The organism is Trabulsiella odontotermitis (genome assembly GCF_030053895.1).
Classification (GTDB): Bacteria; Pseudomonadota; Gammaproteobacteria; order Enterobacterales; family Enterobacteriaceae; genus Trabulsiella; species Trabulsiella odontotermitis_C.
Genome location: NZ_CP125781.1, coordinates 2,420,183 through 2,445,229 on the forward strand (window position 1 = coordinate 2,420,183; position 25,047 = coordinate 2,445,229).

At 48.7% G+C, this 25,047-nt stretch carries 20 protein-coding genes and 2 pseudogenes; 12 read left to right on the plus strand and 10 right to left on the minus strand.

The annotated features are described in order from the left end of the window. Positions 1-16 precede the first annotated feature (16 nt). Together rstB and tus are read left to right on the plus strand one after the other, a co-directional pair. Positions 17-1,318, plus strand: a complete 1,302-nt coding sequence (gene rstB / locus QMG90_RS11560) for a two-component system sensor histidine kinase RstB (RefSeq protein ID WP_283279771.1) — start codon at positions 17-19, stop codon at positions 1,316-1,318. A gap of 78 nt (positions 1,319-1,396) precedes the next feature. Beyond that, positions 1,397-2,326, plus strand: a complete 930-nt coding sequence (tus, locus tag QMG90_RS11565; RefSeq protein WP_283279772.1) for a DNA replication terminus site-binding protein — start codon at positions 1,397-1,399, stop codon at positions 2,324-2,326. Here tus and fumC read toward each other — a convergent pair. Beyond that, on the minus strand, positions 2,316-3,719 hold the full coding sequence (fumC, locus tag QMG90_RS11570; RefSeq protein WP_283279773.1) for a class II fumarate hydratase: 1,404 nt from the start codon (positions 3,717-3,719) through the stop codon (positions 2,316-2,318). The two genes, tus and fumC, sit on opposite strands and share 11 nt — an antisense overlap. 146 nt (positions 3,720-3,865) lie before the next feature. Next, a complete protein-coding gene (gene fumA, locus QMG90_RS11575) occupies positions 3,866-5,512 on the minus strand; it encodes a class I fumarate hydratase FumA (protein WP_283279774.1) in 1,647 nt (548 codons plus the stop codon). A 199-nt stretch (positions 5,513-5,711) separates the two neighbouring features. Between fumA and manA the strand changes: the two genes are divergently transcribed. Both manA and QMG90_RS11585 read left to right on the plus strand, forming a co-directional pair. Beyond that, positions 5,712-6,890, plus strand: coding sequence for a mannose-6-phosphate isomerase (gene manA / locus QMG90_RS11580; protein WP_283279775.1), 1,179 nt, complete (start codon positions 5,712-5,714; stop codon positions 6,888-6,890). A 98-nt stretch (positions 6,891-6,988) separates the two neighbouring features. After that, entirely contained in the window at positions 6,989-8,491 is a 1,503-nt protein-coding gene (locus QMG90_RS11585) for a YdgA family protein (protein WP_283279777.1), read from the plus strand. Positions 8,492-8,527: 36 nt separating this feature from the next. Here the strand turns inward: QMG90_RS11585 and QMG90_RS11590 are convergent, their stop codons facing one another. Next, positions 8,528-9,556, minus strand: coding sequence for a Mal regulon transcriptional regulator MalI (locus QMG90_RS11590; RefSeq protein ID WP_283279779.1), 1,029 nt, complete (start codon positions 9,554-9,556; stop codon positions 8,528-8,530). 175 nt (positions 9,557-9,731) lie between these two features. Between QMG90_RS11590 and malX the strand changes: the two are divergent. The 5 genes and pseudogenes from malX to QMG90_RS11615 all read left to right on the plus strand — a co-directional run. Continuing rightward, positions 9,732-10,862 (plus strand): annotated as a pseudogene (gene malX / locus QMG90_RS11595) (PTS maltose transporter subunit IICB); the annotation flags it as partial. Between the two features lie 85 nt (positions 10,863-10,947). Further along, a complete protein-coding gene (locus QMG90_RS11600) occupies positions 10,948-12,717 on the plus strand; it encodes a recombinase family protein (RefSeq protein WP_013096884.1) in 1,770 nt (589 codons plus the stop codon). Positions 12,718-13,275: 558 nt separating this feature from the next. Beyond that, complete coding sequence (locus QMG90_RS11605; RefSeq protein ID WP_176450293.1) at positions 13,276-14,037, plus strand: lysozyme inhibitor LprI family protein; 762 nt, start codon at positions 13,276-13,278, stop codon at positions 14,035-14,037. Next, positions 14,027-14,395 (plus strand): hypothetical protein, encoded by a 369-nt coding sequence (locus QMG90_RS11610; protein ID WP_000429602.1) that lies wholly within the window; start codon positions 14,027-14,029, stop codon positions 14,393-14,395. Before QMG90_RS11605 ends, QMG90_RS11610 begins: the two co-directional genes overlap by 11 nt. Continuing rightward, positions 14,379-14,975, plus strand: a complete 597-nt coding sequence (locus QMG90_RS11615; RefSeq protein ID WP_016537359.1) for a hypothetical protein — start codon at positions 14,379-14,381, stop codon at positions 14,973-14,975. The genes QMG90_RS11610 and QMG90_RS11615 overlap by 17 nt, the downstream gene beginning before the upstream one ends. 157 nt (positions 14,976-15,132) lie before the next feature. On the opposite strand, the gene QMG90_RS11620 is transcribed toward QMG90_RS11615, so the two are convergent. The 3 genes and pseudogenes from QMG90_RS11620 to QMG90_RS11630 form a co-directional block, all read right to left on the minus strand. Beyond that, on the minus strand, positions 15,133-15,822 hold the full coding sequence (locus tag QMG90_RS11620; protein WP_000549951.1) for a VIT1/CCC1 transporter family protein: 690 nt from the start codon (positions 15,820-15,822) through the stop codon (positions 15,133-15,135). A 134-nt stretch (positions 15,823-15,956) separates the two neighbouring features. After that, entirely contained in the window at positions 15,957-16,538 is a 582-nt protein-coding gene (locus QMG90_RS11625) for a cytochrome b/b6 domain-containing protein (RefSeq protein WP_001004932.1), read from the minus strand. A gap of 95 nt (positions 16,539-16,633) precedes the next feature. Then, positions 16,634-16,864 (minus strand): annotated as a pseudogene (locus QMG90_RS11630) (IS3 family transposase); the annotation flags it as partial. A gap of 328 nt (positions 16,865-17,192) precedes the next feature. Here QMG90_RS11630 and QMG90_RS11635 point away from each other — a divergent pair. After that, positions 17,193-19,490 (plus strand): heavy metal translocating P-type ATPase, encoded by a 2,298-nt coding sequence (locus QMG90_RS11635; RefSeq protein WP_016537360.1) that lies wholly within the window; start codon positions 17,193-17,195, stop codon positions 19,488-19,490. 495 nt (positions 19,491-19,985) lie between these two features. On the opposite strand, the gene QMG90_RS11640 is transcribed toward QMG90_RS11635, so the two are convergent. Together QMG90_RS11640 and QMG90_RS11645 are read right to left on the minus strand one after the other, a co-directional pair. Then, positions 19,986-20,459 carry a cytochrome b562 gene (locus QMG90_RS11640; RefSeq protein WP_000923859.1) on the minus strand — a complete coding sequence of 158 codons (474 nt, stop codon included), beginning with the start codon at positions 20,457-20,459 and terminating at the stop codon, positions 19,986-19,988. 18 nt (positions 20,460-20,477) lie between these two features. After that, entirely contained in the window at positions 20,478-21,416 is a 939-nt protein-coding gene (locus tag QMG90_RS11645) for a cation diffusion facilitator family transporter (protein ID WP_001198019.1), read from the minus strand. 695 nt (positions 21,417-22,111) lie between these two features. Here QMG90_RS11645 and QMG90_RS11655 point away from each other — a divergent pair. Both QMG90_RS11655 and QMG90_RS11660 read left to right on the plus strand, forming a co-directional pair. Next, on the plus strand, positions 22,112-22,726 hold the full coding sequence (locus QMG90_RS11655; RefSeq protein WP_007890845.1) for a recombinase family protein: 615 nt from the start codon (positions 22,112-22,114) through the stop codon (positions 22,724-22,726). Between the two features lie 76 nt (positions 22,727-22,802). Beyond that, positions 22,803-23,249: a hypothetical protein gene (locus QMG90_RS11660; RefSeq protein WP_049025767.1), complete on the plus strand. Its 447-nt coding sequence runs from the start codon at positions 22,803-22,805 to the stop codon at positions 23,247-23,249. A 221-nt stretch (positions 23,250-23,470) separates the two neighbouring features. On the opposite strand, the gene QMG90_RS11665 is transcribed toward QMG90_RS11660, so the two are convergent. Next, entirely contained in the window at positions 23,471-24,058 is a 588-nt protein-coding gene (locus tag QMG90_RS11665) for an SLATT domain-containing protein (protein WP_007890843.1), read from the minus strand. A gap of 5 nt (positions 24,059-24,063) precedes the next feature. Then, positions 24,064-25,047, minus strand: a complete 984-nt coding sequence (locus QMG90_RS11670; RefSeq protein ID WP_283279783.1) for a nucleotide-binding domain-containing protein — start codon at positions 25,045-25,047, stop codon at positions 24,064-24,066.

Sequence of the window (25,047 nt, forward strand, 5' to 3'; positions counted from 1 at the left end):
CTTTACAGGTCGCACTATGAAAAAGCTGTTTGTGCAGTTTTACCTTCTGCTGTTTGTCTGCTTTCTGGTGATGACCATGCTGGTCGGGCTGGTCTACAAATTTACCGCCGAACGGGCCGGACGCCAGTCGCTGGACGACCTGATGAAAAGCTCGCTGTACCTGATGCGCAGCGAGCTGCGTGAAATCCCGCCGCACGAGTGGAGCAAAACCCTGAAGGAGATGGATTTCAATCTCTCTTTTGATTTGCGCGTGGAGCCGCTCAATAAATTCCAGTTGAACGATGTCGCCATGAAACATCTGCGCGGCGGCGATATCGTGGCGCTGGACGATCAGTACACCTTTATTCAGCGCATCCCGCGCAGCCATTACGTGCTGGCGGTCGGCCCGGTGCCCTACCTCTATTTTCTGCATGAAATGCGTCTGCTCGACATGGCGTTAATGGCGTTGATTGCCGTTTCGCTGGCCTTCCCGGTCTTCGTCTGGATGCGTCCGCACTGGCAGGACATGCTGCGACTGGAAGCCGCCGCCCAGCGTTTCGGCGAGGGGCATCTCGCCGAACGTATTCATTTCGACAATATGTCCAGCTTTCAACGGCTCGGCGTGACCTTTAACCAGATGGCCGACAACATCAACACGCTGATCGCCAGTAAAAAACAGCTTATTGATGGCATTGCCCATGAGCTGCGCACGCCGCTGGTTCGTCTGCGCTATCGCCTTGAAATGAGTGAAAATCTCGATGAAGCCGAATCCATGGCGCTCAACCGCGATATCAGTCAGCTTGAAGGGCTGATTGAAGAGCTGCTGACCTACGCCCGCCTCGACCGCCCGCAGAATGAGCTAACACTGACTACCCCTGATTTACCACAGTGGATCAGCGCACATATCGAAGATATTCAGTCGGTGAATCCGCAGCGCGCCATCGCGCTGTCGCAACTGACTCGCGGCGATTATGGCGCGCTGGATATGCGCCTGATGGAACGCGTACTCGATAACCTGGTGAACAACGCGCTGCGCTACAGTAATCAACGCATTGAAGTGAGTCTGACGTTACAAGGTTCCCGCGCCACGCTGTACGTTGAGGATGATGGTCCTGGCATTGCGCAAAGCGAGCGCGAGCGCGTGTTCGAACCGTTTGTCCGTCTCGATCCGAGTCGTGACCGGGCGACAGGCGGCTGTGGCCTTGGACTGGCAATTGTACATTCCATCGCCCAGGCGATGTCCGGCGATGTGGCCTGCGACCCGAGCCATCTTGGTGGCGCACGATTTAGTTTCAGCTGGCCGGTTTACCATCACATCCCCCTTTCCGCCCTTGCCTGACGCAGGTTTGCACAAATGCTGACCTGTGCGTATACTCAGTGAATAATTAGTATGTTGTAACTAATGAAGGGCATGACGATGCAATACGATCTTGTTGAACGGCTGACCGACACCTTCCGCCAGTTGGAACGCGAACTGACCGCCTTCCGTGACGATCTCGTCAACTGTCGGCTGCTGGCGGCGAGGGTGTTTGTACTGCCGGAAATCAGCAAAGAGGATGAGCATGCCCCACTGTCACAGATTCAGGTGACACAACTGATTGGCCAGGAAGCGCGCGATGTGGCGCTCACCCATTTCAGCCACTTGTTCATTCAGCAACAGTCGGAGAGGCGCAGCAGCAAAGCCGCGGTTCGCCTGCCGGGTGTGCTCTGCTTTCAGACGACCGAAGAGCAGCGGGCACAACTGACGGCACGTATCACGCATATCAATACCCTGAAAGCAGCTTTTGAAAAGATCGTGACCGTGGAATCCGGTCTGCCCTCTGCCGCCCGCTTTGAGTGGGTGCACCGCTATTTGCCCGGTCTGCTTACTCTCAGCGCCTATCGCTCGCTCACGCTATTGAACGACCCGAGCACGCTGCGTTTCGGTTGGGCAAACAAGCATTTCATCAAAAATCTGACCCGTGACGAGGTGCTGAAACAGCTGGAGAAAAGCCTGAGCGCACCGCGTGCCGTGGCGCCGTGGACGCGGGAGCAATGGCAGGCGAAGCTGGAGAAAGAATATAAGGACATCGCCGCGTTGCCGCAGCGCGCGAAACTGAAAATCAAGCGCCCGGTGAAAGTGCAGCCCGTCGCCCGAGTCTGGTATGCGGGCGAGCAAAAACAGGTGCAGTACGCCTGCCCGAGTCCGATGATCGCCCTGATGACCGGCACGCGCGGTGTCAGCGTGCCGGATATTGGTGAACTGCTGAATTATGATGCGGAGAATATTCAGTACCGCTATAAACCACAGGCACAACCACTGACGCTGATGATCCCGCGGCTGCACCTGTATCTGGCTAGTGATTAATATCCATGCTGCCGACCATCTCTTCCGGGCGCACCCAACTGTCGAATTCGTCGGCGCTGAGGTAACCAAGCGCCAGCGCAGACGCTTTCAGGGTCAGCCCCTCTTTATGCGCTTTCTTGGCGATCTCCGCCGCTTTGTCGTAGCCAATGTGAGTGTTGAGCGCCGTCACCAGCATCAGTGATTCATTCAGCAACTGATTGATTCGCTCGCGGTTCGGCTCGATGCCCACCGCGCAATGCTCGTTGAAGCTCTTCATGCCGTCGGCCAGCAAACGGACAGATTGCAGGAAGTTATGGATCACCATCGGGCGGTAAACGTTAAGTTCGAAGTTACCGGACGCGCCGCCCATATTCACTGCCACGTCGTTACCCATCACCTGGCAGCACAGCATCGTCATCGCTTCACACTGCGTCGGGTTGACTTTGCCGGGCATGATCGACGAACCAGGCTCATTTTCCGGGATAGCAATTTCGCCGATGCCGCAGCGCGGGCCAGAAGCCAGCCAGCGCACGTCGTTGGCGATTTTCATCAGCGACGCCGCCAGCCCTTTCAGCGCGCCGTGGGCATGAACCAGCGCGTCGCAGGTCGCCAGCGCTTCAAACTTATTCGGCGCGGTAATGAATGGCTGCCCGCTGAGGGACGCCAGCTCTGCTGCCACACGCACCGCATATTCCGGGTGGGTGTTCAGCCCGGTGCCGACCGCTGTGCCGCCCAGCGCCAGTTCGCTCAGATGCGGCAGGCTTAATTCGATATGTTTCAGGTTGTGCTCAAGCATCGCCACCCAGCCGGAAAACTCCTGCCCGAGGGTCAGCGGCGTGGCGTCCTGCAGATGAGTACGGCCAATTTTGACGATGTCGGCAAATGCAGAGGATTTGTCGCTCAGCGTTTTTTTCAGCACTTTCAGTTGCGGCAGCAACTGCTCGTTGAGCGCAATCACCGCGGCCACGTGCATGGCCGTCGGGAAAACATCGTTAGAGCTCTGGCTTTTGTTCACGTCGTCGTTGGGGTGGATTTTCCGCTCCATACCACGAATGCCGCCGAGCAGTTCACTGGCGCGGTTCGCCAGCACCTCATTCATGTTCATGTTGCTCTGGGTGCCGGAGCCGGTCTGCCAGATAGCCAGCGGAAATTCGTCTGCATGTTTGCCTGCCAGCACTTCATCAGCGGCAGCGATAATCGCTCCGGCTTTTTCATCGGCCAGCAGGTGCAAATCCTGATTTACTTTTGCCGCCGCCCGTTTGGTCAGCGCCAACGCGTGGATCAATGCGGTCGGCATCTTCTCCGTTGAGATACGAAAATGCTCCAGCGAACGCTGAGTTTGCGCGCCCCACAGCTTATCGGCCGGGACGTCAATCGCGCCCATAGAATCTTTTTCGCGGCGTAACGTTGTCATTACTTTCTCCTTGATAACAATAAAGTCAGGGGCATTGCTCACATGCCAGCCAGGATAAAGTATTGCTTGCTTCAGAAGGACTGCATGGCGCTTTGTGCGCTCTTAAATATGCCGGGTGGCGACTATCGCCTTACCCGGCCTACCGATCACTTCACGCATCGCGTGCATTGCGATGACTGGATCTGCTGGAAGAAGTCGTTGCCTTTATCATCCACCAGAATAAACGCCGGGAAATCTTCCACTTCGATTTTCCAGATGGCTTCCATTCCCAGTTCCGGGTATTCCACACACTCCAGACTTTTGATGCTGCCCTGTGCCAGTACCGCCGCCGGGCCACCGATGCTGCCGAGGTAGAAACCGCCGTGCTTATGACACGCGTCCGTCACCTGCTGGCTGCGGTTGCCTTTGGCGAGCATGATCATGCTGCCACCTTCCGACTGGAGCTGATCAACGTAGGAGTCCATACGCCCGGCGGTGGTTGGCCCCAGCGAACCGGAGGCATACCCTTCCGGCGTTTTGGCCGGGCCGGCGTAGTAGATCGGGTGATCCTTGATATACTGCGGCAGCCCTTCGCCTTTATCCATCCGCTCTTTCAGCTTCGCGTGGGCGATATCGCGCCCGACGATGATGGTGCCGGTCAGCGACAGGCGCGTGGATACCGGGTACTGCGACAGCTGTTTGAGGATTTCGCTCATCGGGCGGTTCAGATCCACACGCACCGCTTCACCCTCGCCCGCTTTACGCAGCGCTTCCGGGATGTATTTGCCCGGGTTATCTTCCAGTTTTTCCAGCCAGATGCCGTGACGGTTGATCTTCGCCTTGATGTTGCGGTCTGCCGAGCAGGAAACGCCCATACCGACCGGGCAGGAGGCACCGTGGCGCGGCAGACGGATCACGCGGATATCATGCGCGAAATACTTACCGCCAAACTGTGCGCCGAGACCGAGGTTCTGCGCCTCTTCCAGCAACGCTTTTTCCAGCTGCACGTCACGGAACGCCTGGCCGTGCTCGTTACCTTCCGTCGGCAGCCCGTCATAGTATTTGGTTGAGGCCAGTTTGACGGTTTTCAGCGTGGATTCCGCCGAGGTGCCGCCAATGACAAACGCAATATGGTACGGCGGGCAGGCCGCGGTTCCCAGCGTGCGCATCTTTTCGACCAGATAGTCTTTCAGTTTCCCCGGCGTCAGCAGCGCCTTGGTTTCCTGATACAGATAGGTTTTGTTGGCCGAACCACCACCCTTGGCGATGCAGAGGAATTTGTACTCGTCGCCGTCAACGCTGTAGAGGTCAATCTGCGCCGGCAGGTTGGTGCCGGTGTTGACTTCTTTATACATGTCCAGCGCCGCGTTCTGCGAGTAACGCAGGTTGTCTTCGATGTAAGTGTTGTACACCCCGCGGGCAAGCGCCGCTTCATCGCCGCCGCCGGTCCAGACGCGCTGGCCTTTTTTGCCGGTGATGATGGCGGTGCCGGTGTCCTGACAGGTCGGCAGAATGCCCTTCGCGGCGATTTCAGAGTTACGCAGGAACTGCAGCGCGACATATTTGTCGTTCTCGCTGGCTTCGGGATCACTCAGGATATCAGCGACCTGCTGCTGATGCGCCGGACGCAGCATAAACGAGGCATCGTGGAAGGCGTGTTGCGCGAGCAGGGTCAGCGCCTGTGGGTCTACATTGAGGATCTCCTGCCCTTCAAATTCGGAGACGGACACATAATCGGAACTGAGGAGATAGTATTCGGTGTCATCCTTTGAAAGGGGGAAAGGTTCCTGATAATGAAAGGGTTTGTTCGACATTGTTCTCTCACTGACTACCGTGGCTATTTATGATTCAGGCAAATCGTCCATTTGCCCTGTAAAAAAGCGAGCCCCAATACTTTACACAATTTTTTAACAAAAACTGAGACTAATACGACTTTTTGTCGACGCTGGTTACTTCTGTCAGGTTTATTGCTTTAATAGAAGCAGTTTAACTCTATGAATACAGGGCTTGATAATGCAAAAACTCGTCAACTCAGTGCAGAACTATGCCTGGGGAAGTAAAACTGCGTTAACGGAACTCTACGGCATTGCCAATCCAGATCATCTGCCTATGGCAGAGCTATGGATGGGCGCACATCCGAAGAGCAGCTCGCAGGTGGAAGGCGTGGACGGTAAACTGCATTCACTGCGTGAGATTATTGATGGCGATAAAGCCGGACTGCTCGGCGAAAAAGTCGCCGCCCGCTTTGGTGAACTGCCCTTCCTGTTTAAAGTGCTGTGCGCAGCGCAGCCCCTCTCGATTCAGGTTCATCCGAACAAAAAAGCCTCTGAACTGGGTTTCGCAAAAGAGAACGCTGCCGGGATCCCCCTCGATGCCGCCGAGCGTAATTACAAAGATCCCAATCATAAGCCGGAACTGGTGTTCGCGCTGACGCCGTTCCTCGCCATGAACGCGTTTCGCGAGTTTTCTGAGATAGTCTCTCTGCTACAGCCGGTTTCCGGTGCCCATCCGGCGATCGCCCATTTCCTGCAATCCCCGAACGCTGACGGGTTGCGCCAGCTGTTCGCCAGCCTGCTGGAGATGCAAGGCGACGAAAAAGCGCGCGCGCTGGCGGTGCTGAAAGCGGCAGTGAACAGCCAGCAGGGTGAACCCTGGCAGACCATTCGTCTGATCGCTGAGTTTTACCCTGACGACAGCGGCCTCTTCTCGCCGCTGCTGCTGAACGTGGTGAAACTGAATCCTGGTGAAGCCATGTTCCTGTTTGCTGAAACACCGCATGCTTATCTGCAGGGTGTGGCGCTGGAAGTGATGGCAAATTCAGATAACGTTCTGCGCGCCGGATTAACACCGAAATACATTGATATTCCGGAGCTGGTGGCGAACGTGAAGTTCGTGGCCAAGCCCGCGGCGGAACTGCTGACGCAGCCGCAGAAAAACGGTCCGGAGCTGGACTTCCCGATCCCGGTCGACGATTTCGCTTTCTCGCTGCATGACCTGTCCGCGCAGGAAACCTCGCTGGCGCAGTCAAGTGCCGCGATTCTTTTCTGCGTTGAAGGCGAAGCCGTACTGAGCAAGGGCCTGCAGCGTCTGGTGTTAAAACCGGGAGAGTCTGCATTTGTCAGCGCCGCCGAATCGCCGGTCGCTATCAGCGGCATCGGGCGTCTGGCACGCGTATTTAACAAGCAAAACTAAATACTGAAATTTAGTGGCAGTATTGCTAAGCTGCTGACGATAGCTCATTCATACAGGCGGACGGTTCCGCCTGTTTTCATATCTTATGGACATTCATTATGAAAAAAAGTCTGATTGCGGCAGGCATCATTGTCGCTCTGGGAGTGGTATGGACAGGCGGCGCCTGGTATACCGGTAAGCAGCTCGAAACCCATATGACTGAGATGCTGGCGCAAGCAAACGCGCAAATTAAACGCACTTCGTCTGCGGCGGGTCTGGAACTGGTTCATCAGAATTACCAGCGTGGCCTGTTCTCAAGCCAGCTTGACCTGGTGATCAAACCGGTCGATGGCGCAACGCAAAGCTGGCTGAAGCCCGGCCAGACTATCGTCATGAAAGAAAGCATCGATCATGGCCCCTTCCCGCTGGCGGCGCTGAAATCCTTTAATCTGATGCCGATGATGGCCTCCGTGAAAACCGTGCTGGTGAATAACGCGGTGACCAAACCGTTGTTCGATCTGGCTAACGGCCAGTCTTTCGTTGAGTCGGATACCCGCATCAGCTACAACGGCGACACCCGTTCTCTGATCACCCTGAAGCCGCTGAAACGTGAAGCAGGTCAGGAAAAACTGTCGCTGAGCGGCGGTGAGTTTACCTTTGATGCGGACCGTGACGGCACCGCGTTTTCGCTGTCCGGCTCCGTGCCGAGCGCGTTAATCGAGACCGTCAACGAAAACGGTATGCGGGTTAAGCTGACGCTTGATAACCTCACCACCGACGGCGCCAGCAAGCGTGCCAGTTTCGACGAGTACGTGGGTAACCAGAAAATCGCCCTTGATAAGCTGGCGATCTCAATGGAAGGCGTTGACCTTGGGCAACTGGAAGGCCTGACTGTCGAAGGCCGGGCCGATCTGGCCGCTGACGGTAAAACCGTGAACAGCCAGATTGATTACACGCTCAACAGCCTGAAACTTAAAAATCAGGATATGGGCAGCGGTAAGCTGACGCTGAAAGTGGGCAACATCGACGGGGCTATCTGGCACGAGTTTAACCAGACCTATAACGCGCAAGCCCAGAAGGTGTTGCAGGAAGCTGATCTTGCGAACGATCCGGAAGCGTATCAGCAACAGGCGGCAGAAGCCCTGCTCAGCTCGTTGCCGATCCTGCTGAAAGCCGAGCCGGTGATCACCGTCGCCCCGCTGAGCTGGAAAAACAGCAAGGGTGAAGCCACCTTTAATCTGTCGCTGTTCCTGAAGGATCCGGCGAAAAACACTCAGCCACCGCAAACGCTGGCCGGTCAGGTGGATATGTTCGTCAAAAACCTCGACACCAAACTGGTGATCCCGATGGATATGGCGACCGAGTTCATGACGCAGTCTGCAAGCCTTGAAGGCTATAAGCCGGACGATGCAGCAAAGCTGGCGCAGCAACAGGTGAAAGGCCTGTCGGCGATGGGCCAGATGTTCCATCTGACTACCGAAGAAAACAACAGCATCACCTCCAGCCTGCAATACACGGCGGGACAGGTGACGCTGAACGGTCAGAAAATGTCGCTGGAAGAGTTTGTCGGCATGTTTGGCGGAGTGCTGAATTTGCAGGCACCGGATGCGCCGCAAGAGTAATCGCGTACTGCACAAGCCCCTCACTTGAGGGGCTTTTTATTTGCGGGTCACCAGTCGCGGCGGCATGATGTGATTACGCAGCGTAACCTGTCCGGTGTCGAGGCGTTGCAGAATGCGTTCCGCCAGGCTCTGCCCCATTTCTCTCGCCGGAATGGTCACCCAGGTCAACGGCAGATCGTCCAGCGCCGCTTCCGGCACTTCGGCAAATGCCGCCAGCGTGACGCGCTGCTCAAAGTAGCTTTCCACGCTGTCTTCACCGCTCTGTTTCCCTGCCCGCATTAAGCCAAACCACGCGCCCATCGCAATCACGCTGTTGTAGCACAGCACGGCGGTGATCGTCGGATACTGGCGCAGCAACCCGGTCATCACCTCGGACGCCTGTTTCTGGCTCGACTCACACTCCAGCACCCAGTCGCTGTGAAACGGTAAACCGTATTTCAGCAACGTGGCACAATAGCCCCCGACGCGTTCGGCGCGGGTCAGAGAAGAACTCTGCCCGCCAAGCCAGGCGATACGCTGGTGACCACGGCGAATCAGATGTTCAGTGATTAATTGCGCGGCCTGCATGTTGTCCGGGCGAATAAGATCGACTTCGTCGAGATAGCTGGCGCGGGAGGCAAACACCAGTGGTACGCCCGCCTCCTCGGCGCGATTGCGCAGTTCCGCGCCACGATCGACGGAACCGGCGATGATCACCCCGTCAACGCCCTGTGACACCAGCGTTTCAAAGCGATGCAGCATGTTTTCACCATCCGGGCCGCTCTGGGTAAGAAAAACCATTTTTCCCTGCGCTTCCAGCGCTTCGGTTAGCCCCGCCGTCAGTTCCGCATAAAACGGCGCCGAGAGATCGCCAACAATCAGGCCTATCACCCCCGTCTGCCCGCCGCGCAGTGACGCTGCCTGGCGGTTACGCACAAATCCCAGCTGTTCGATAGCCTGGTTAACGCGTTCCCCGGTCGCCGACGAAATTCGCCCTTTTCCGCTCAACACCAGCGATACCGTACTGACAGACACCCCTGCCGCCAGCGCAACATCGTTGATCGTGATCTTTTTTGCGATAGCCATGTCTTGCGTCTGACTCCCTTTGCCACAGCGATAAAACGTTTTATCTATGGATGGTCTTTATAAACGTTATTATCCACTGATTATGTGATTTCTCTCGCACTAAAATTTGATAAAACGTTTTATCTTGCCGCTTCGTTACACCACACAGCTTATTTTTATAACAAGGAGTCGTTTTATGACGGCAAAAGCAGCACCAAAAATCACTCTGTGGGAGTTTTTTCAGCAGCTTGGCAAAACGTTCATGTTGCCTGTGGCGCTGCTCTCCTTCTGCGGCATCATGTTAGGGATCGGTAGCTCATTAAGCAGCCACGACGTCACCACCCTGTTACCGTGGCTGGACACGCCGCTGTTACAGGCTATTTTCATCTGGATGAGCAAAGTCGGCTCTTTCGCTTTCAGCTTCCTGCCGGTGATGTTCTGTATCGCTATCCCGCTTGGGCTGGCGCGTGAAAACAAAGGCGTTGCCGCGTTTGCCGGGTTCGTCGGTTACGCGGTGATGAACCTGGCGGTTAACTTCTGGCTGACGGCGAAAGGCATTCTGCCGACCACCGACGCCGCCATTCTGAAAGCCAACAATATTCAGAACGTCCTCGGGATCCAGTCCATCGACACCGGGATCCTCGGCGCGGTGATTGCCGGGATCGTGGTCTGGATGCTGCACGAGCGTTTCCATACCATTCGCCTGCCGGATGCGCTGGCCTTCTTTGGTGGCACCCGCTTTGTGCCGATTGTCACCACGGTGGTGATGGGCCTCGTCGGTCTGGTGATCCCGCTGGTCTGGCCGGTCTTCGCCATGGGCATCAACGCCCTCGGTCATGTGATCAACAGTGCCGGTGATTTTGGCCCGATGATCTTCGGTACCGGCGAACGTCTGCTGCTGCCGTTTGGTCTGCACCATATTCTGGTGGCGTTGATCCGCTTTACCGAAGCGGGCGGCACCATGGACGTGTGCGGACATACCGTTAACGGCGCGTTGACGATTTTCCAGGCGCAACTGAGCTGCCCGGAAACCCACGGTTTTGCGGAAAGCGCCACCCGCTTCCTCTCTCAGGGGAAAATGCCGGCGTTCCTCGGCGGCCTGCCCGGTGCTGCGCTGGCGATGTACCACTGCGCCCGTCCTGAAAACCGTCATAAAATTAAAGGACTGCTGATTTCTGGCGTGATTGCCTGCGTCGTCGGCGGCACCACTGAACCGCTGGAATTCCTGTTCCTGTTCGTGGCGCCGGTGCTGTATATCATCCACGCGCTGCTGACTGGTCTGGGCTTCACCATGATGGCGATCCTCGGCGTGACCATCGGTAACACTAAAGTAAAATACACCTCATTAAGAATTGAGGCGTAAAAACAGCTATACCTGTCGCCCCAATGGATTACCAAGGAGGTGATGACCAATGTCTGCACATGTTACAATCTTAAGAAATACAGTACTTCCAGTGAAATTCAATACCATGAATCGTCCACGCTTATATTCATATATCCGTTACTCCAGCGAACGACAAGGTAAAGGTAGTTCGATTGAGCGTCAGAAGAGCTACATTGCTGAAATGGCAAAACAGATTGCTACTGAGTACGATCTGGAGATTTTCGAGGAATACCAAGATTTAGGGGTATCCGCGTACAAGGGTAAAAACGTTCAGGAAGGAGCTTTATCGGATTTCATAGACCAAGTTGAATCCGGTTTGATCCCAAAGGGGTCTTTCCTCTTGATTGAATCCCTTGATCGCTTCTCACGCCAGAACGCCATGCAAGCGGTTAACCTTTTCACCAGCTTATTACTTAATGGCATCACGGTAATTACCGGGATTGATAAACAGGTTTACAGACAGACTGAAGTAAACACCGAGACATTGCAGCAACTGATGTTTAGCGTGATGTTGTTCAGCCGTGCAAACGAAGAAAGTTCAACCAAATCACACCGCACCATTGCAAGTGCTCTGTCCAAGATCAGACGTCACCAGGAACGGAAACCAGGTGATCCTGTAGTCGCAATTAAAGAGTTAGGGTCGGATAAATGGTGGACAGATTCAAGTACTGGATATGTCAATCCGCATCCAGTCCTGTTCCCCATAGCAAAAAAAATTATCCAGTTAAAACAAGACGGTTGGTCAAATCGGATGATCCTTCAACATCTGAAAAACAACTACGATGGACCGGTTATTGGCAACAAAAAATCAAAAGGTATATGGAATATGCAGCATTGTTCCAGAATCCTTGAACCTGCCATTTATGGACGAAAAGTAATCACTGTAAACAATGCAGAATACGTTCTGGATGATTATTACCCTGCGATCATCAGCAAAGATGAATATGAAGCGTTAAAGCTCCAAGTTGGAAACAAAGGATTTGCCCCGAATCGCGAGAGTAATCCAGAAATACCATTACTTTCCGGTATTGGTATTTTGCACTGTGCGCACTGCTCATGTTACATGGTTAAGGCTAAATCAACCCTTAAAAACCATCCACATGCTTACCGTTACCAATGTGCATCCAGAGATTTACATCAAGATTGTAATAAGTGGGGATTCAGGGCAAGCACCCTTGAAAGGACGATTTTACAACTAATAGCCGATAGAATATTCTTACAGACGAAATATCAACCATCTGGTTTAGAAGGGAAAATAGCGGACATACAATCGCAAATTGAGAACTATGTATTGGCTATAGGTTCAGCTAAAAGCCCTGAGATCATTAATAGCCTCACTTCGCAAATTGATCAACTAGAACAAGAAAAACAAAGTCTGATAGTGGAAAAAAGACTATACGATGAATCAATCGTGCAAATGAACACTGAAGGTTGGGACAAGTTCAGGAAGTTTGACATTGATGACGCACTTAACCCTTTACGCACAAAAATAAGAGCAAACATTAAGACCGTTATTATGCGCGTAGATTGCTCCAGAATAGATAAGAAACACAACTTGTTTACCATCACATACCGCGATCAGCATAAACAGCGTATCGTTATCGAAAACAACTCAGGCTGGAAGAAGGGTAAGATTTATGTTGAAGCGCAGACTATCAACGATATTCAAATTCTTGAATCTGAAGGTTTGATACTGCATGACCATATTGACATATTGATCAACCGAGACAAGTTCATGACGGAAGCGAAAAAACGACTAGATCATCCCCGAACACTGATCGATGAACTGACGGAATAAAGGTAAGTGTTAGTGCCATTGTAAAATTGCCCCACAGAAATGTTAGCGTAATCCATCGCTATATAGCCATGAATCGCTCTGTATCTTGTCAGAGCGATTAAAGCAGACTTCAGGCATCGTTCAATATAAAACCCCCGTAAAACTTGATACAGAGCGTTGTAGAGCAAGGGTTCAAAATTACATCGTATTCATTCTGTCAACGAACTGTACTTATTGCACCGCTCCTTATCGAAACACCTCTATGGTTGCCGGAAACCCCGCACAAAGTAGATTGTTATGTCTTTCAATCGCAGTATTCAAGACTAACCGCTGCCCGCCGCCCGATGTTAACACCAAGCATATGAACCATTTTAAAACCCTTTAAAAACAATACCCTTCGCATCTTCCCCCTCTTCTCCCCATGTTAATCGATCGTTTTTACAGATCAATTATACGATATTGATAGATTTCATAGATCAATGTAAGATCATGATTCTTCGGTTAGTGTTTCTCGTAAACAAGACTCACGGAATGAATACTCTGTCCACGATGGAGTGCGAAAGAAAGAAGGTATCCAGAATGACAATTCTTATTAAAACGCTAAAAATCATGGCGTCAGGTGTTGTTTTCGTTTCAGGTTTAACCACCGCCTCCAGTACCGTGTATTTCTTGCCAGAGGCAAAATCAATGGGTGTCGCCAGCAGCGACAAAAACGCACTGATGTTTCTCGGGATGGACAGGGATGTAAATCTGAAGGGGATATGCTTCGCGATGACAAAGCAATCCTCATCAATCATTCCGCTGGTAGATATCACTGCTACAACTGATAACGGCAGATTCACGATGCACGGGTTACGCCCTAATGTCAGTGATACTAAAGAAGTCGCTTGTTCCTTCGGGTCCGAAGCTGGTGATTTCTTGACTGGCATTTCGAAGTCAACAGCCGTTAACGTGAAGCTGGATTTCAATGGCGAGATCCGCAATTACAGTTTCGACACCACTGAGTTCGGAAAAATGTTGACTGCCAATGGGAAAAGCGTGTGGGAAAAAGCAGCTAAAGACTACGCTCAGGGAGTACGTGCCCCCGTTTTCTATAGCAGCGGCAGCGAGGCCCCCAAAAACAATAAAGTAACCTCAAATGTCGATACACCCAGTTATGAAGCAAGCGATGAGAAACTTAATGCTGTCTGGAAAAGACTTAGTCCTGAAACACGAAAACGTTTACTCCCTTCTCAAAGAGAATGGATAAAGCAAAAATCCGCCTGCAATAATGAGCAGAAATGTCTTATCGACATGACGAACAATCGCATTCGTGAACTGGAATCTGAACATGGAAAATAATGCGCTGGCTTTGGTTTTAAAAAACGATTGGGTAGCTTTATCTTCTTCTAATGCCTATACAGGAAAATACACGGTCGGACGATTTCACCTGACAGATACGTTTATCATTGAGTATATGAAGTTGATACATGAAATCGAAATACCTGATTCATGGGTCAGTAGCAGTTTCACTAACATACCAGATACCGATACCCGTAGGGTTATGTATATGGAAGGCTGCGATATGTTATCGAAAGAAACAATGAACGAAATTCGTAATACGGTGAAGTCCCCAACAGACAATATGAAAATACACCGCAATGGCAATCATGTTACCAAAATAGAATTCATGGAAGAACGAAATGAAATCACCCTATGAACGTTATATTAAAATAGCAGTCATAACCGTCGCAATAGCCTACGGCATCAATCTCCTTTACGGGCTGACGCCCCCCCCATATCAGCCTAAAACCCCCGAAGTGAAGGCCAAGGTAAATGCTGATACCGTAACTCAGCAACAACCTGAGCAACCATCCAAACCATCGATAATCGATATACTTCCGCGAATGTATACAACAGGGGAAGTTTATGCGCGGTTTGAACAACATGAATTCAGGGCAACAAATGACTTCAAAAAATGTCAGTTAATGGTAACAGGAAAAATAACTGGTATCGGTACTGTTACTTTCAGAAAAAATCCTGTAGTAACATTGGGTATTCCCGGTTCAGATGAAGGCCTGAAGTTCATATTTGAAGATACGAATTACAATAACGATAAAGTTGCTGCATTGAATATTGGGGATCTGATTATAATCGCCGGGAAGAATGCACGACCAGGAACCTTTGGTGGTATCTTTCTTGATGACTCGAAGATAATGACTGATATGATTTCAAAGAAGAAACGACAAATTTTGGTTGTCAATGGTGGCGTTTACGACCGGGAAATTTGCCAGAAGTAGCGTTGTCCTTGCCCTTGAAATGGAGGGGGAGAATCCCCTCCATCACCCCTTCAACAGGTATTGGCGCAAGCAGGAATCGAGTTTGAAGGGAGCTGCATTGCAAATTGTTTTGCGAAGCATCGCCAGTAAGATGGTACTCGAATTGTGCTTCATAACATTAAAGCAGGGCCTGCCCTGCAAAATGACCAATCCCCATAGACAAAAGCATAGCCATGGTACTCCAGAACGTAATTCTTATGATCGCCCTGACAGGAGAGGCTTTACTCAAAACCGAAGATATATAGCCAAGGACTGCCAGTGAAAAAAGGGTGGAAAGGATTATCAACAAAAAAGCCAGTTTCAGAGGGGAGAGCCATGCCACGATTAAGGGTAACACCGCACCAGCGGAAAAACTCAGGGCAGAAAAGACAGCTGCCTGTAGGGGCTGTGCAGAATTTATATCCGTCAACCCCAGTTCTTCACGGGCATGAGCATCCAGGGCATCTTTGACCATAAGTTGCTCCGCAACCTGCCGGGCAAGCTCTGGCTCCAGTCCACGTTGCATATAAAGTGAAGTCAGTTCCCGCACCTCTCCCTGATAATCAGTTTCCAGCTCCCTTTTTTCCTGGGCAAGTGCTGCGTTTTCGGTATCCGCCTGAGATGAGACGGAAACATATTCCCCTGTAGCCATTGACATAGCTCCGGCAACCAGTCCTGCAACACCTGCAAGTAAAACACCGGAAGGACTGCTATTTGCAGATGCAACCCCAAGAACAAGGCTCGCTGTCGAAACAATTCCGTCATTTGCCCCCAGTACAGCTGCCCTCAGCCATCCCACTTTTTCGATACTATGTCGTTCAAGATGCATATATTTTTTCCTTCAAATACGCATACTCATCGGAATTACGGATAAATAGAAAATGCATTGACGGATAAATGCGCGGTTATAGTCTGTTTTAGCCAACCATTACAGGGCATCTTATCCATCATAAACCTACAGCACTATTCGGTAACGGGATTTTTCCTTTGGCTACGAACGGTGAGGAAGATATGCAGCAACCCCATCGCACCATGTGCCCAGAAATAGGTTTCAATAAATACAGTCAGAAACTTATGCACATGCAGGACGGTTTCTGTCAGCACAGGTGACGTGCCAAGAGCAGTATTGAGAGCAAACCAGAATCCACCACATAATGCAACGCCCAATAGTGCAAGTACACCAAGCCCCTGAACCAGAGCAGCAATCCCACCAGCATGAGCTTCAGGAAGACGGAATGATATCAGCATTTTGATATCTTCAACCACACCTCGAAAATCAAGGACCACCCAGGCAAAATAGTAACGAAATCCTCGTTGTGTCAGCATCCATGCAAGCATGACAAACCCAAGGACAATCAGTGATAATCCAGTGATAACATGGAACCATGTTACGAACCCAGTGAGAGTATAGTCACTAAGCGCATCGCTTTCGGTAAGGTTTGAATTAATAATCTGCAATAAAATCAATACAGCTACGATGATATGCAGCACACGTAGAAATGGTGTGTTTTTGTGAGGAAGAGCATTACGTAAATTTTCGTTCATAATTTAGCCACTTTTTTTAAGGTTGGTTGACCACTCAATATTATGCCTTTTTATTAATGATAACCTTAACTTCTCAAAACCAAGATGCACTCAGTAATATCCAAACCATGTTCAAAGGCCCAGTACTCGACAGGTAAATTCAGGTTCCTGAGTGGTTCTTATCGTCGCCAGATAGCCACGAAACAACGCAATGCTGTACAGAATGCTTATATCTGAACGCTTGAAATTCCAAAAGCGACGTGGATCGTACGGCACTTAATCCGACGACCGATGAAGAGTGCAGCCATGACAAAATCCATTCACCAAGCCACATTAGGTGACGTCGGAAATGATCTTCTTACGGCAAAGCACATGGCTTAGAATCCCTGTTCCAGCCTCGAAGAGGATACTGATGATTTATTTGCCGGAAAAAAGCATCTTCATGAGGGTCTCATACCGATGATGAAGACATTACGGGCATCAGTGTGTTAATCAACGGGGAGCAGGTCAATAACTTTTGGTATACTAACTGACTCCAAATATCAAAATTGATGATACAGGTTTTCATGAGAAAGCAACTGGCACACTTATTATGATTCCTTTATCATCATTTCAACGATAACTGCCCCACGGTTCCCATGCTTTTCTGAACGCGAAAAAAACGGAACACTATTTATGAAATATAACCACCTGTTGTCAGATATCGCGCTGTTGTGTTTCCCCCTGTTGGCATTAATGTTGAGCTTTTTCAACCAGAACGCTCAATGGGGGATCAATTCAACAATTGTGTTGATCTTATCCACTCTTCCTTCGTTATTGTTAACAAGTTATGAGATGGTTAAATCTTTGCTCAAACACCAGGTTGGGGTTGATGTCCTTGCGATTATTTCAATGTCTGGTGCACTTTGGATGGGAGAGTCGGCAACGGCAGCAGTGATTGCCGCTATGACCGCCACAGGCAGATTGCTTGAAAGCTATGCTCAGGGCCGTGCCGAACGAGAAATGACCTCTCTGCTTTCTAAAGCACCTCGTTCAGCGAATAGACTTCTTAAAAACGATATTCAGGTTATCCCCGTAGAATCTATTCAGCCCGGTGATTTGCTCTTAGTTAAGCCGGGAGAAACTATTCCTGTAGACGGTCCACTGGTGAGTGCGAGCGCTGTCTTGAACGAATCCTCAATTACCGGAGAATCATTACCCGCCCCCCGGAAGGCTGGTGCACTGATGCTTAGTGGTGCAATTAATGCGGGAGATGCCCTGAAAATGTATGCAGCCCGTTCAGCAAAAGACAGCACGCTTCAGGGTATTATCCGTGTGGTAGAGCAGGCCAGTCAGTCACGTGCGTCAACAGTACGACTGGCAGACCGTTATGCCGTCTGGTTTATCCCCTTTGCCCTTGGCATTGCTCTACTGGCATGGGCCGTGAGTAACGAACCCGTTCGCGCATTGGCTGTGCTGGTTGTCGCAACCCCCTGTCCACTTTTACTGGCTGTACCGGTGGCGTTGGTCTCCGGCATTTCCCGCTCTGCACAGAGAGGGGTACTAATTAAAGGAAGTGCCGCACTGGAGCAACTGGCTCGGGCAGATCACCTATTTTTTGACAAAACAGGGACCCTGACAGGGGGGACTGCAAAACTGACGTCGATTCAGAGCCTTAATCCACATTATACGCAGCAGGATTTACTCAGGCTGGCAGCAAGTCTGGATCAGTTTTCCTGTCACATTATCGCCAGCGCTATTTTACAGGAGGCACATGAACAAGGCTTAGGCTCTTTACCAATACCGGAATCAGTGCAGGAAGTGGCCGGAGCGGGTCTGACAGGAAAAATCAACGATCAGCAAGTATGTATTGGTACATTGGATTTTGTTCTGAGCCACGCCAGAAGTGGTAGCTGGTTTGAGTCCGCACGTCAGCGCTTGTTCATTGAAAATGTGACGGTAGTTGCGATCGCAATTGATGCGGAGTTGGTCGGCTGGCTATTGCTCTCTGATCAGTTACGGCTGGAAACACCAAGAGCTTTGCGCATGTTGCGAAAAGCCGGTGTGCGCGAGATAGTTATGCTGACAGGGGACAGGCAGGAAGTGGCGGACAGTATTGGTACAGGCCTTGGTGTCGATCGTGTTCTGGCTGAACTGACCCCGGAGATGAAACTGGCGCATATATTAGATGCCTCAGACTCTTTTTGCACGATGATGGTTGGTGACGGGGTAAATGATGCCCCGGCACTTGCAGCAGCTGGGGTCGGAGTCGCAATGGGGGCAAGGGGAACCGCTGCGGCAGCAGAAAGTGCTGATATCGTACTGCTGACAGATCAGTTAGACCGATTGGTTGATGCCAGACAAATAGCCAGACTTTCCATGCGTATCGCCACACAAAGTGTCTTGCTCGGAATGGGGTTATGTTGCATAGCTATGGTTATTGCAGCCCTTGGTATGTTACCACCGTTTGAAGGTGCACTTTTACAGGAATTCATTGATCTCCTGGCTATTCTCTCAGCTTTACGGGTGCTGACCTGTCGGGTTACACGCCCACTAGACAAGGCTATAAGTAACCAACAGCTTGAAACATTGAGAAACGAGCACAAGCATTTACAACCTGTTCTTCAATGTTTGGCTGAAGTTGCTGCACGTTTCCCCCTAGCAGATCAGGAAGAGCAACGTATGCTCCTTAAGGAGCTGCATGAACAACTGGTCCAGAAGATCCTGTCTCATGAGCAACAGGATGAACAAGATCTGTACCCTTCATTATCGACAATGCTGGTCGGCGATGACCCCCTTGCTGCTTTGTATCGTAGCCACAAGGAAATATATCAGGAAGTAAGGAAGTTAGGTCGACTCAGTGAACTCCTGCAGAACACAGATGTTTCAGCTGATATTATTCGTGATGTACAACGTTCCTTGTATGGGCTTGAGGCTATTCTGCAGCTACATTTTGCTCAGGAAGAAGAGTTATACAACAGTCTTCAGGCTTAAATCTTATCCACATATCCATGGTGATCCTGCAGATCTCACTATAGGTGTCTTTAACTCCTATTGAAGTGGCATACCGATGAAATGCCAGAATTTATATACAATAAGTAGTTTTATTACCGTTAGGTTTGTTCAACTTTTCCAGGATTCCAAACATACAGCCTAGTGTGTATAAAACGAAATAAGTACCTATGTACTTCATGACCAACAAACAAAACACAGACTGACGCGTGACCACCAAATATAATTTGGCCCCCTGAATCCACCCCGCGCAACACCAATAGGTACTTAACTTATGTTGAGGCAACAAACTAAAATATGTAGCATTGATAATGCATGTTTGTTACCCCAACATTTTTATATGTATTTTGCAGATAAGATAACGTTGTGAAATTTCCTCACCAGTGCATAGCTATCTGCTTGATTACAGGCACGTGTATCATGTCAGTTCAGGGATATCTTTCCAGCATATCTACCTTCACCGAATAATTCCCGGTCTCAGTCAACACCTAGTTTATTGTGGTATTTTCTCATCAGACTGCCTAGTTTCTGTGCTGCAATTTTCCCGGCGTCAAGACCTTCCTTCTCAGCGGTACTTTCAACGGCAGTTACCTCATCAATTAGAAGTGACATGCCTGCAACATACGTTTCCCTGTCATACCCTTCTACAGGGCTGTTCAGGATGGACTCTGCTGTTGCTTTCAGTTCCCGCATATCTTTCCTGAAGGATGTAACGTCCTCCTCCTTAAGTGCTGCGCGGTAGCTTTTATTCATCATCTTCATGGCATGTTCAACACCGTCAGAACCAGCCATTACACAGGGGGATAAAAGAAGAGTGGCTCCTATCACAACAGTACGCATAATTTTTCTCATAATAGCCTCCATATTGTTTACTCTCGTTTTCACAGTCAGAAGGGGTAATATTGCGCAAAAAAATAATCCCTTCCCAATCTTCTCAAAAAACAGCAGCATTCATATTATTTTTCAGGATTATTTGCCCCCGCAACCAGGACTATTATCACCTTTAAAATAAGGGTCAACATGTGTCATAACATTTAAAACATGATGATTATCTAAAACTGATTTCCTGGCCAAAACAGCAATGTCATGTCCTACTTTCACTGATAAATCACCATCAATTTCCAGATGAACATCAACAACAACAAGGTCCCCCATTTTTCTGGTCTTGAGGTCATGGATGCCTTCGACCCCAGGCGTGGACAATAATGTTGTTTTTATACTATTTTCAGTTTCAATATCCACGGCCCTGTCCATCAAGTCATGAAGCGAATCTGACATAAATGAATATCCCATTCTGGTCACAATCAGTCCCACAACCAGTGCAGCTACCGGATCAAGCAATTTAAACCCTGATAAACTACCAATAATACCAATAGCCACCACCAAAGATGAGGCGGCATCAGAGCGGGCATGCCAGGCATTGGCAACCAGCATAGTGGATTTTACTCGGGTTGCTACTGCCAGCATATAGCGAAAAAGAAGCTCTTTGATAACCAGTGCGGCTAAGGCCACCCACAGAGCAACAATATGTACCTGAGGAATATCATCTGGTTGTTGCATTTTATTTGCTGCTGACCATAACATCCCGATGCCAACAATGAATAAAATTGTCCCCAGAATTAATGATGCACCATTTTCATAACGATGATGCCCGTAGTGATGGTCATCATCGGGATTTTTTTTACTTTTATGATTAGCAATAAGCACCACAAAGTCTGAAACTAAATCAGACAGAGAATGGATACCATCCGCAATAAGCCCCTGAGATCCGGAAAATACGCCAGTAATCACTTGCCCGGATGTCAGAAAACAATTAACAAGCACACTAACCCATGTGCTTTTACGGGCCGCGAGGAAACGCTCATGAGAACTAATATCAATATCATCCGTAAGTTTGTTTACCTGCACCTGAAACTCCTAATAACAGCATCTACAGTTAATACTAAGCAGCCAATACTACCCGGCCAAGTTCAGTTTTGGTATATGAAATTTTGAGGTACTGTGGTGAAAATATAAAAATGGTGAGATTTATTCCTGTAAAGACCGCGCCATGGTGGCGATAACATTTATTTATCATAACGCCTGAACATTAATTTATTCTGAACAGAAGAGAGAAGAAAAGTTGACAGTTATCACAACTATACACTTACGCCCAGTGTGGATGGGTTCAACAAACTAAAATTGCAAACCCGATTAACTGAGGAATTGAGCGCTCTCGAAGAGGAGTTGCTTTCGGGTAGCTGTCAACCATTGCAAAATGGTAAACAACATCCTTTGGGTCCCCAACTGTGTGGCCACTGTAGTGACTGTGGTGGGTGATAGAACTGGTCACATTGATGCCAGACTTTTTCGTGCCGCATGTATGGCACACTGAATTTGATTAAGACCTGCTGAAATGAAACCGGAGTGCTTCAGCTACAGAAACTGACCAAATCGTATACCCCAAGCAAGATCTGAATACCATCCGAACAATATCTCTTTTAGGTATACCTGATAAAGACCATGACACACAGTATCAATAGGGTTAAATTTGACTCTATTGACAATAAAAACACGCACTGTATCATATGGGTATCAATTTAATACTCAAAAGAGAATGCATAATGAATGTCCGTATCTATTGCCGTGCATCTACCGAAGGCCAACATGCTGATCGTGCATTAGTTAGCCTGCGCGAATTTGCGCAAAGCAAAAACTGGCAAGTAGCCGGAGAATACATTGAGAATGCCAGCGGTGCGAAGCTGGAACGTGTGGAACTGATGCACCTACTTGCCGAAGCACGGCCTGGCGATTTGCTTCTAATTGAAGCGATTGACCGTCTCAGTCGTCTTCAACATGAAGAATGGGCTGAACTCAAAGCTACGCTGAACAGTAAAGGACTGGTTATTGTTTCGATGGATTTGCCAACAAGCTGGCAGATGGTTGAAATGTCTGGTAACGACCTTACTAGCGGCATTCTTCGGGCAGTCAATGCTATGCTGATCGATATCCTTGCGACAATGGCACGACAAGATTATGAAACCCGCCGTAAACGCCAGGCACAGGGGATCGAGAGAGCAAAACTGGCAGGTTTGTATACGGGGAAAGAAAAAGATATGGAAGCCCGTGAAACTGTTCGCGAAATGCTGGCGCAGAATGTTAAACCAGCCCACATCATGAAAGCGGCAGGTATCAGCCGCGCCACCTTTTACCGAATCAAGAAAGAGCTTTTGTGTTAAAAACGGACTTGATAACAGTATTTGCTGCCCATATGTCCTGACTTTGAAACGCTCATATTATAATTAAGGATATCCCATGGTAGGTAACTCATTCTTCAAAGGTGTTGATGAAAAAATAGGCAGACAAAAACAAGAGCAGATTGAAGAAAAAGAAACGTTAGCCCAGGAACGAGAACGCTTATCGGAAATTATTGAATCTCTCGTACCAGAAGTTGAAACGTACAAAAATGGTTTACTTGAAAGAGGAATCCACGCTGAAATTTCTACATCTGCACGGCATATAAGCTTCAATATGAAGTATAAAGACGGCGGGAAGCATGAACTTTTATTATCAGAAACTGAGCGATTTGATGGCCGCTATTCGATAACGACATTTTCTACAAACGATAATGGTCGTACTTTTAGTTCTACAAACGGTGCATCTTATAGTTCAACTACTTGGTCGAATGATGATTTCTTTAAAGCTTTAGAACGGCATATCAATGATTTCTTGTTCTATGCGAATCGTCATGGTGGTCTTTAAACAACGACCGTTGTATAACAAGCCTCGCTGAAGTGCGAGGCTTTATTTTATCCATACCGATGCTCGATTTCGATAACACCAACACATTCATCAAACCAGCAACAGTCAAATACTTTCATATATTCAGTCTAAACTGTTGTAAAATTTATCAATAGTCTGACTTTGACAAATTCATTTAATCTAATTCGTAATTTTACTTTTCAAATTAGGTTATGAATGCATCAAATCCAATTCAACCTGTGGCAGATCAAAAAAACAACCATACCTAAAATTATAATCAAAAATATTTTTAATGTATTTGGAAATTTATCTTTCCAAAAAGTTAAGGATAACTGTTCCTCAATCCATCGCTTCTCCAATTCACTGTAAAATTTATAGTGAGCATACCAATTACTACCACAAATTTGTTTAGTAATTGTGCTATTATCAAAATCTTGCATCAGAACTTCAAGTTCCTGAATATACTTAGCTGAATCTGGCTGGCTCTCTGATTTTGCATCGTAATACAGTCGTTCAATCTTTCTGAAGATGTCAGTTTGCCTTTTCCCCGCCTCTTCATATTTACTTTTATCACCATCATAGAAATTAATGTATAGGCTACCAATGCTCAGAATAATAAAAATTGCAGAAATATTCTTAGAACTCATTTCATCCATATAAAGACCAAGAACAGATACTGCGAGTGATATTATGCCAATCCAGCCAGGAAGCTTACTTACAATGTCAAATGTTGCAAAGGTTTTCTTTGCTCCGAACCCAACGTTGTATCCAGCAGAAGCAATATGATTCAGCAAGTCATTTTTTAGCATGTTTTTCACTCAATTGGAATGTCGATAGTAGCCTGGGCAATTACTATATGATTCTTAACGATATAACACCACACCTTATGACTACCTCTGAACTTTGTATGTTCAGTATGGGTAGTTTGACCTAAAATTATTTGACCTCGAATTTCATCACGTTCTTCAGCCTCTTTACCTCTATTCAATACTTTCCAGTATATGTCATAAGGTTCAGGAATCAGATCTAAACTTGCTTGATTGATCGAGAATGATAAAGTCTTATTAGGAGGTAACCAAGGTCGAGCTATATCCGAAAGGTAAGCTCTAATCGAGCGTTCCCTATACCCACTTTCTTTGACAATACAGTTGACTTCAAGTGGATATCTAATATCGACATCATCAAATTTTTCATCCGTAAATTCTTCCGTATTACGCCATGTGCGGGCAAAATATGATTCATTAACGAAATTATCTGACCCCAGCCCCAGAGAGTCTTGCATTTCCGTTGCTGCTTTAGGAAAAGTAAGTCCGAAAACTTCCCGCCAAAGTTCATGACATTTCTTTGTATAGCCATTCTCGTACGCGTCAATCGCTTGCGTGCATAGTTTGAAGGCACGTTTTGATTGTCGCTGGAAATTTTTGTAGACCTTAACCCTTTGTCCACTGCCTATTGCAGCATAGTGTTCATGAACGTCTTCTTTTTGCAAAAAATCAAAAAAGTCACGGCACATGAAACCATAACTAACCATTCCAGTTTCATCATAATCATCGGTTTGTTTAAGGAACCTCCATGCTAACGTGTCAATAAGAAGTCCTCCCATGTCTACTGTATTTCTGTTTTTCCAAGCTCGCAACATGCGACAAAGATTATGGAGATTACGACTTTTGTTATTTCGGAAATTCCTCATTTCGGTAATTTCCATACGAGGTTTAGTTACCCGCCACCCACCATTACCATTGTCAGCTTTCGTATCAGGGTATTTAAAATGATCTCCGTCAGCAAAGACTGGTTGCAC

Bases quoted from the DNA above. Each gene is read 5' to 3' on its own strand.
- rstB (WP_283279771.1), top strand. From the start codon at position 17: ATGAAAAAGCTGTTTGTGCAGTTTTACCTTCTGCTGTTTGTCTGCTTT.
- tus (WP_283279772.1), top strand. From the start codon at position 1,397: ATGCAATACGATCTTGTTGAACGGCTGACCGACACCTTCCGCCAGTTG.
- fumC (WP_283279773.1), bottom strand. From the start codon at position 3,719: ATGACAACGTTACGCCGCGAAAAAGATTCTATGGGCGCGATTGACGTC.
- fumA (WP_283279774.1), bottom strand. From the start codon at position 5,512: ATGTCGAACAAACCCTTTCATTATCAGGAACCTTTCCCCCTTTCAAAG.
- manA (WP_283279775.1), top strand. From the start codon at position 5,712: ATGCAAAAACTCGTCAACTCAGTGCAGAACTATGCCTGGGGAAGTAAA.
- QMG90_RS11585 (WP_283279777.1), top strand. From the start codon at position 6,989: ATGAAAAAAAGTCTGATTGCGGCAGGCATCATTGTCGCTCTGGGAGTG.
- QMG90_RS11590 (WP_283279779.1), bottom strand. From the start codon at position 9,556: ATGGCTATCGCAAAAAAGATCACGATCAACGATGTTGCGCTGGCGGCA.
- QMG90_RS11600 (WP_013096884.1), top strand. From the start codon at position 10,948: ATGTCTGCACATGTTACAATCTTAAGAAATACAGTACTTCCAGTGAAA.
- QMG90_RS11605 (WP_176450293.1), top strand. From the start codon at position 13,276: ATGACAATTCTTATTAAAACGCTAAAAATCATGGCGTCAGGTGTTGTT.
- QMG90_RS11610 (WP_000429602.1), top strand. From the start codon at position 14,027: ATGGAAAATAATGCGCTGGCTTTGGTTTTAAAAAACGATTGGGTAGCT.
- QMG90_RS11615 (WP_016537359.1), top strand. From the start codon at position 14,379: ATGAAATCACCCTATGAACGTTATATTAAAATAGCAGTCATAACCGTC.
- QMG90_RS11620 (WP_000549951.1), bottom strand. From the start codon at position 15,822: ATGCATCTTGAACGACATAGTATCGAAAAAGTGGGATGGCTGAGGGCA.
- QMG90_RS11625 (WP_001004932.1), bottom strand. From the start codon at position 16,538: ATGAACGAAAATTTACGTAATGCTCTTCCTCACAAAAACACACCATTT.
- QMG90_RS11635 (WP_016537360.1), top strand. From the start codon at position 17,193: ATGAAATATAACCACCTGTTGTCAGATATCGCGCTGTTGTGTTTCCCC.
- QMG90_RS11640 (WP_000923859.1), bottom strand. From the start codon at position 20,459: ATGCTGCTGTTTTTTGAGAAGATTGGGAAGGGATTATTTTTTTGCGCA.
- QMG90_RS11655 (WP_007890845.1), top strand. From the start codon at position 22,112: ATGAATGTCCGTATCTATTGCCGTGCATCTACCGAAGGCCAACATGCT.
- QMG90_RS11660 (WP_049025767.1), top strand. From the start codon at position 22,803: ATGGTAGGTAACTCATTCTTCAAAGGTGTTGATGAAAAAATAGGCAGA.
- QMG90_RS11665 (WP_007890843.1), bottom strand. From the start codon at position 24,058: ATGCTAAAAAATGACTTGCTGAATCATATTGCTTCTGCTGGATACAAC.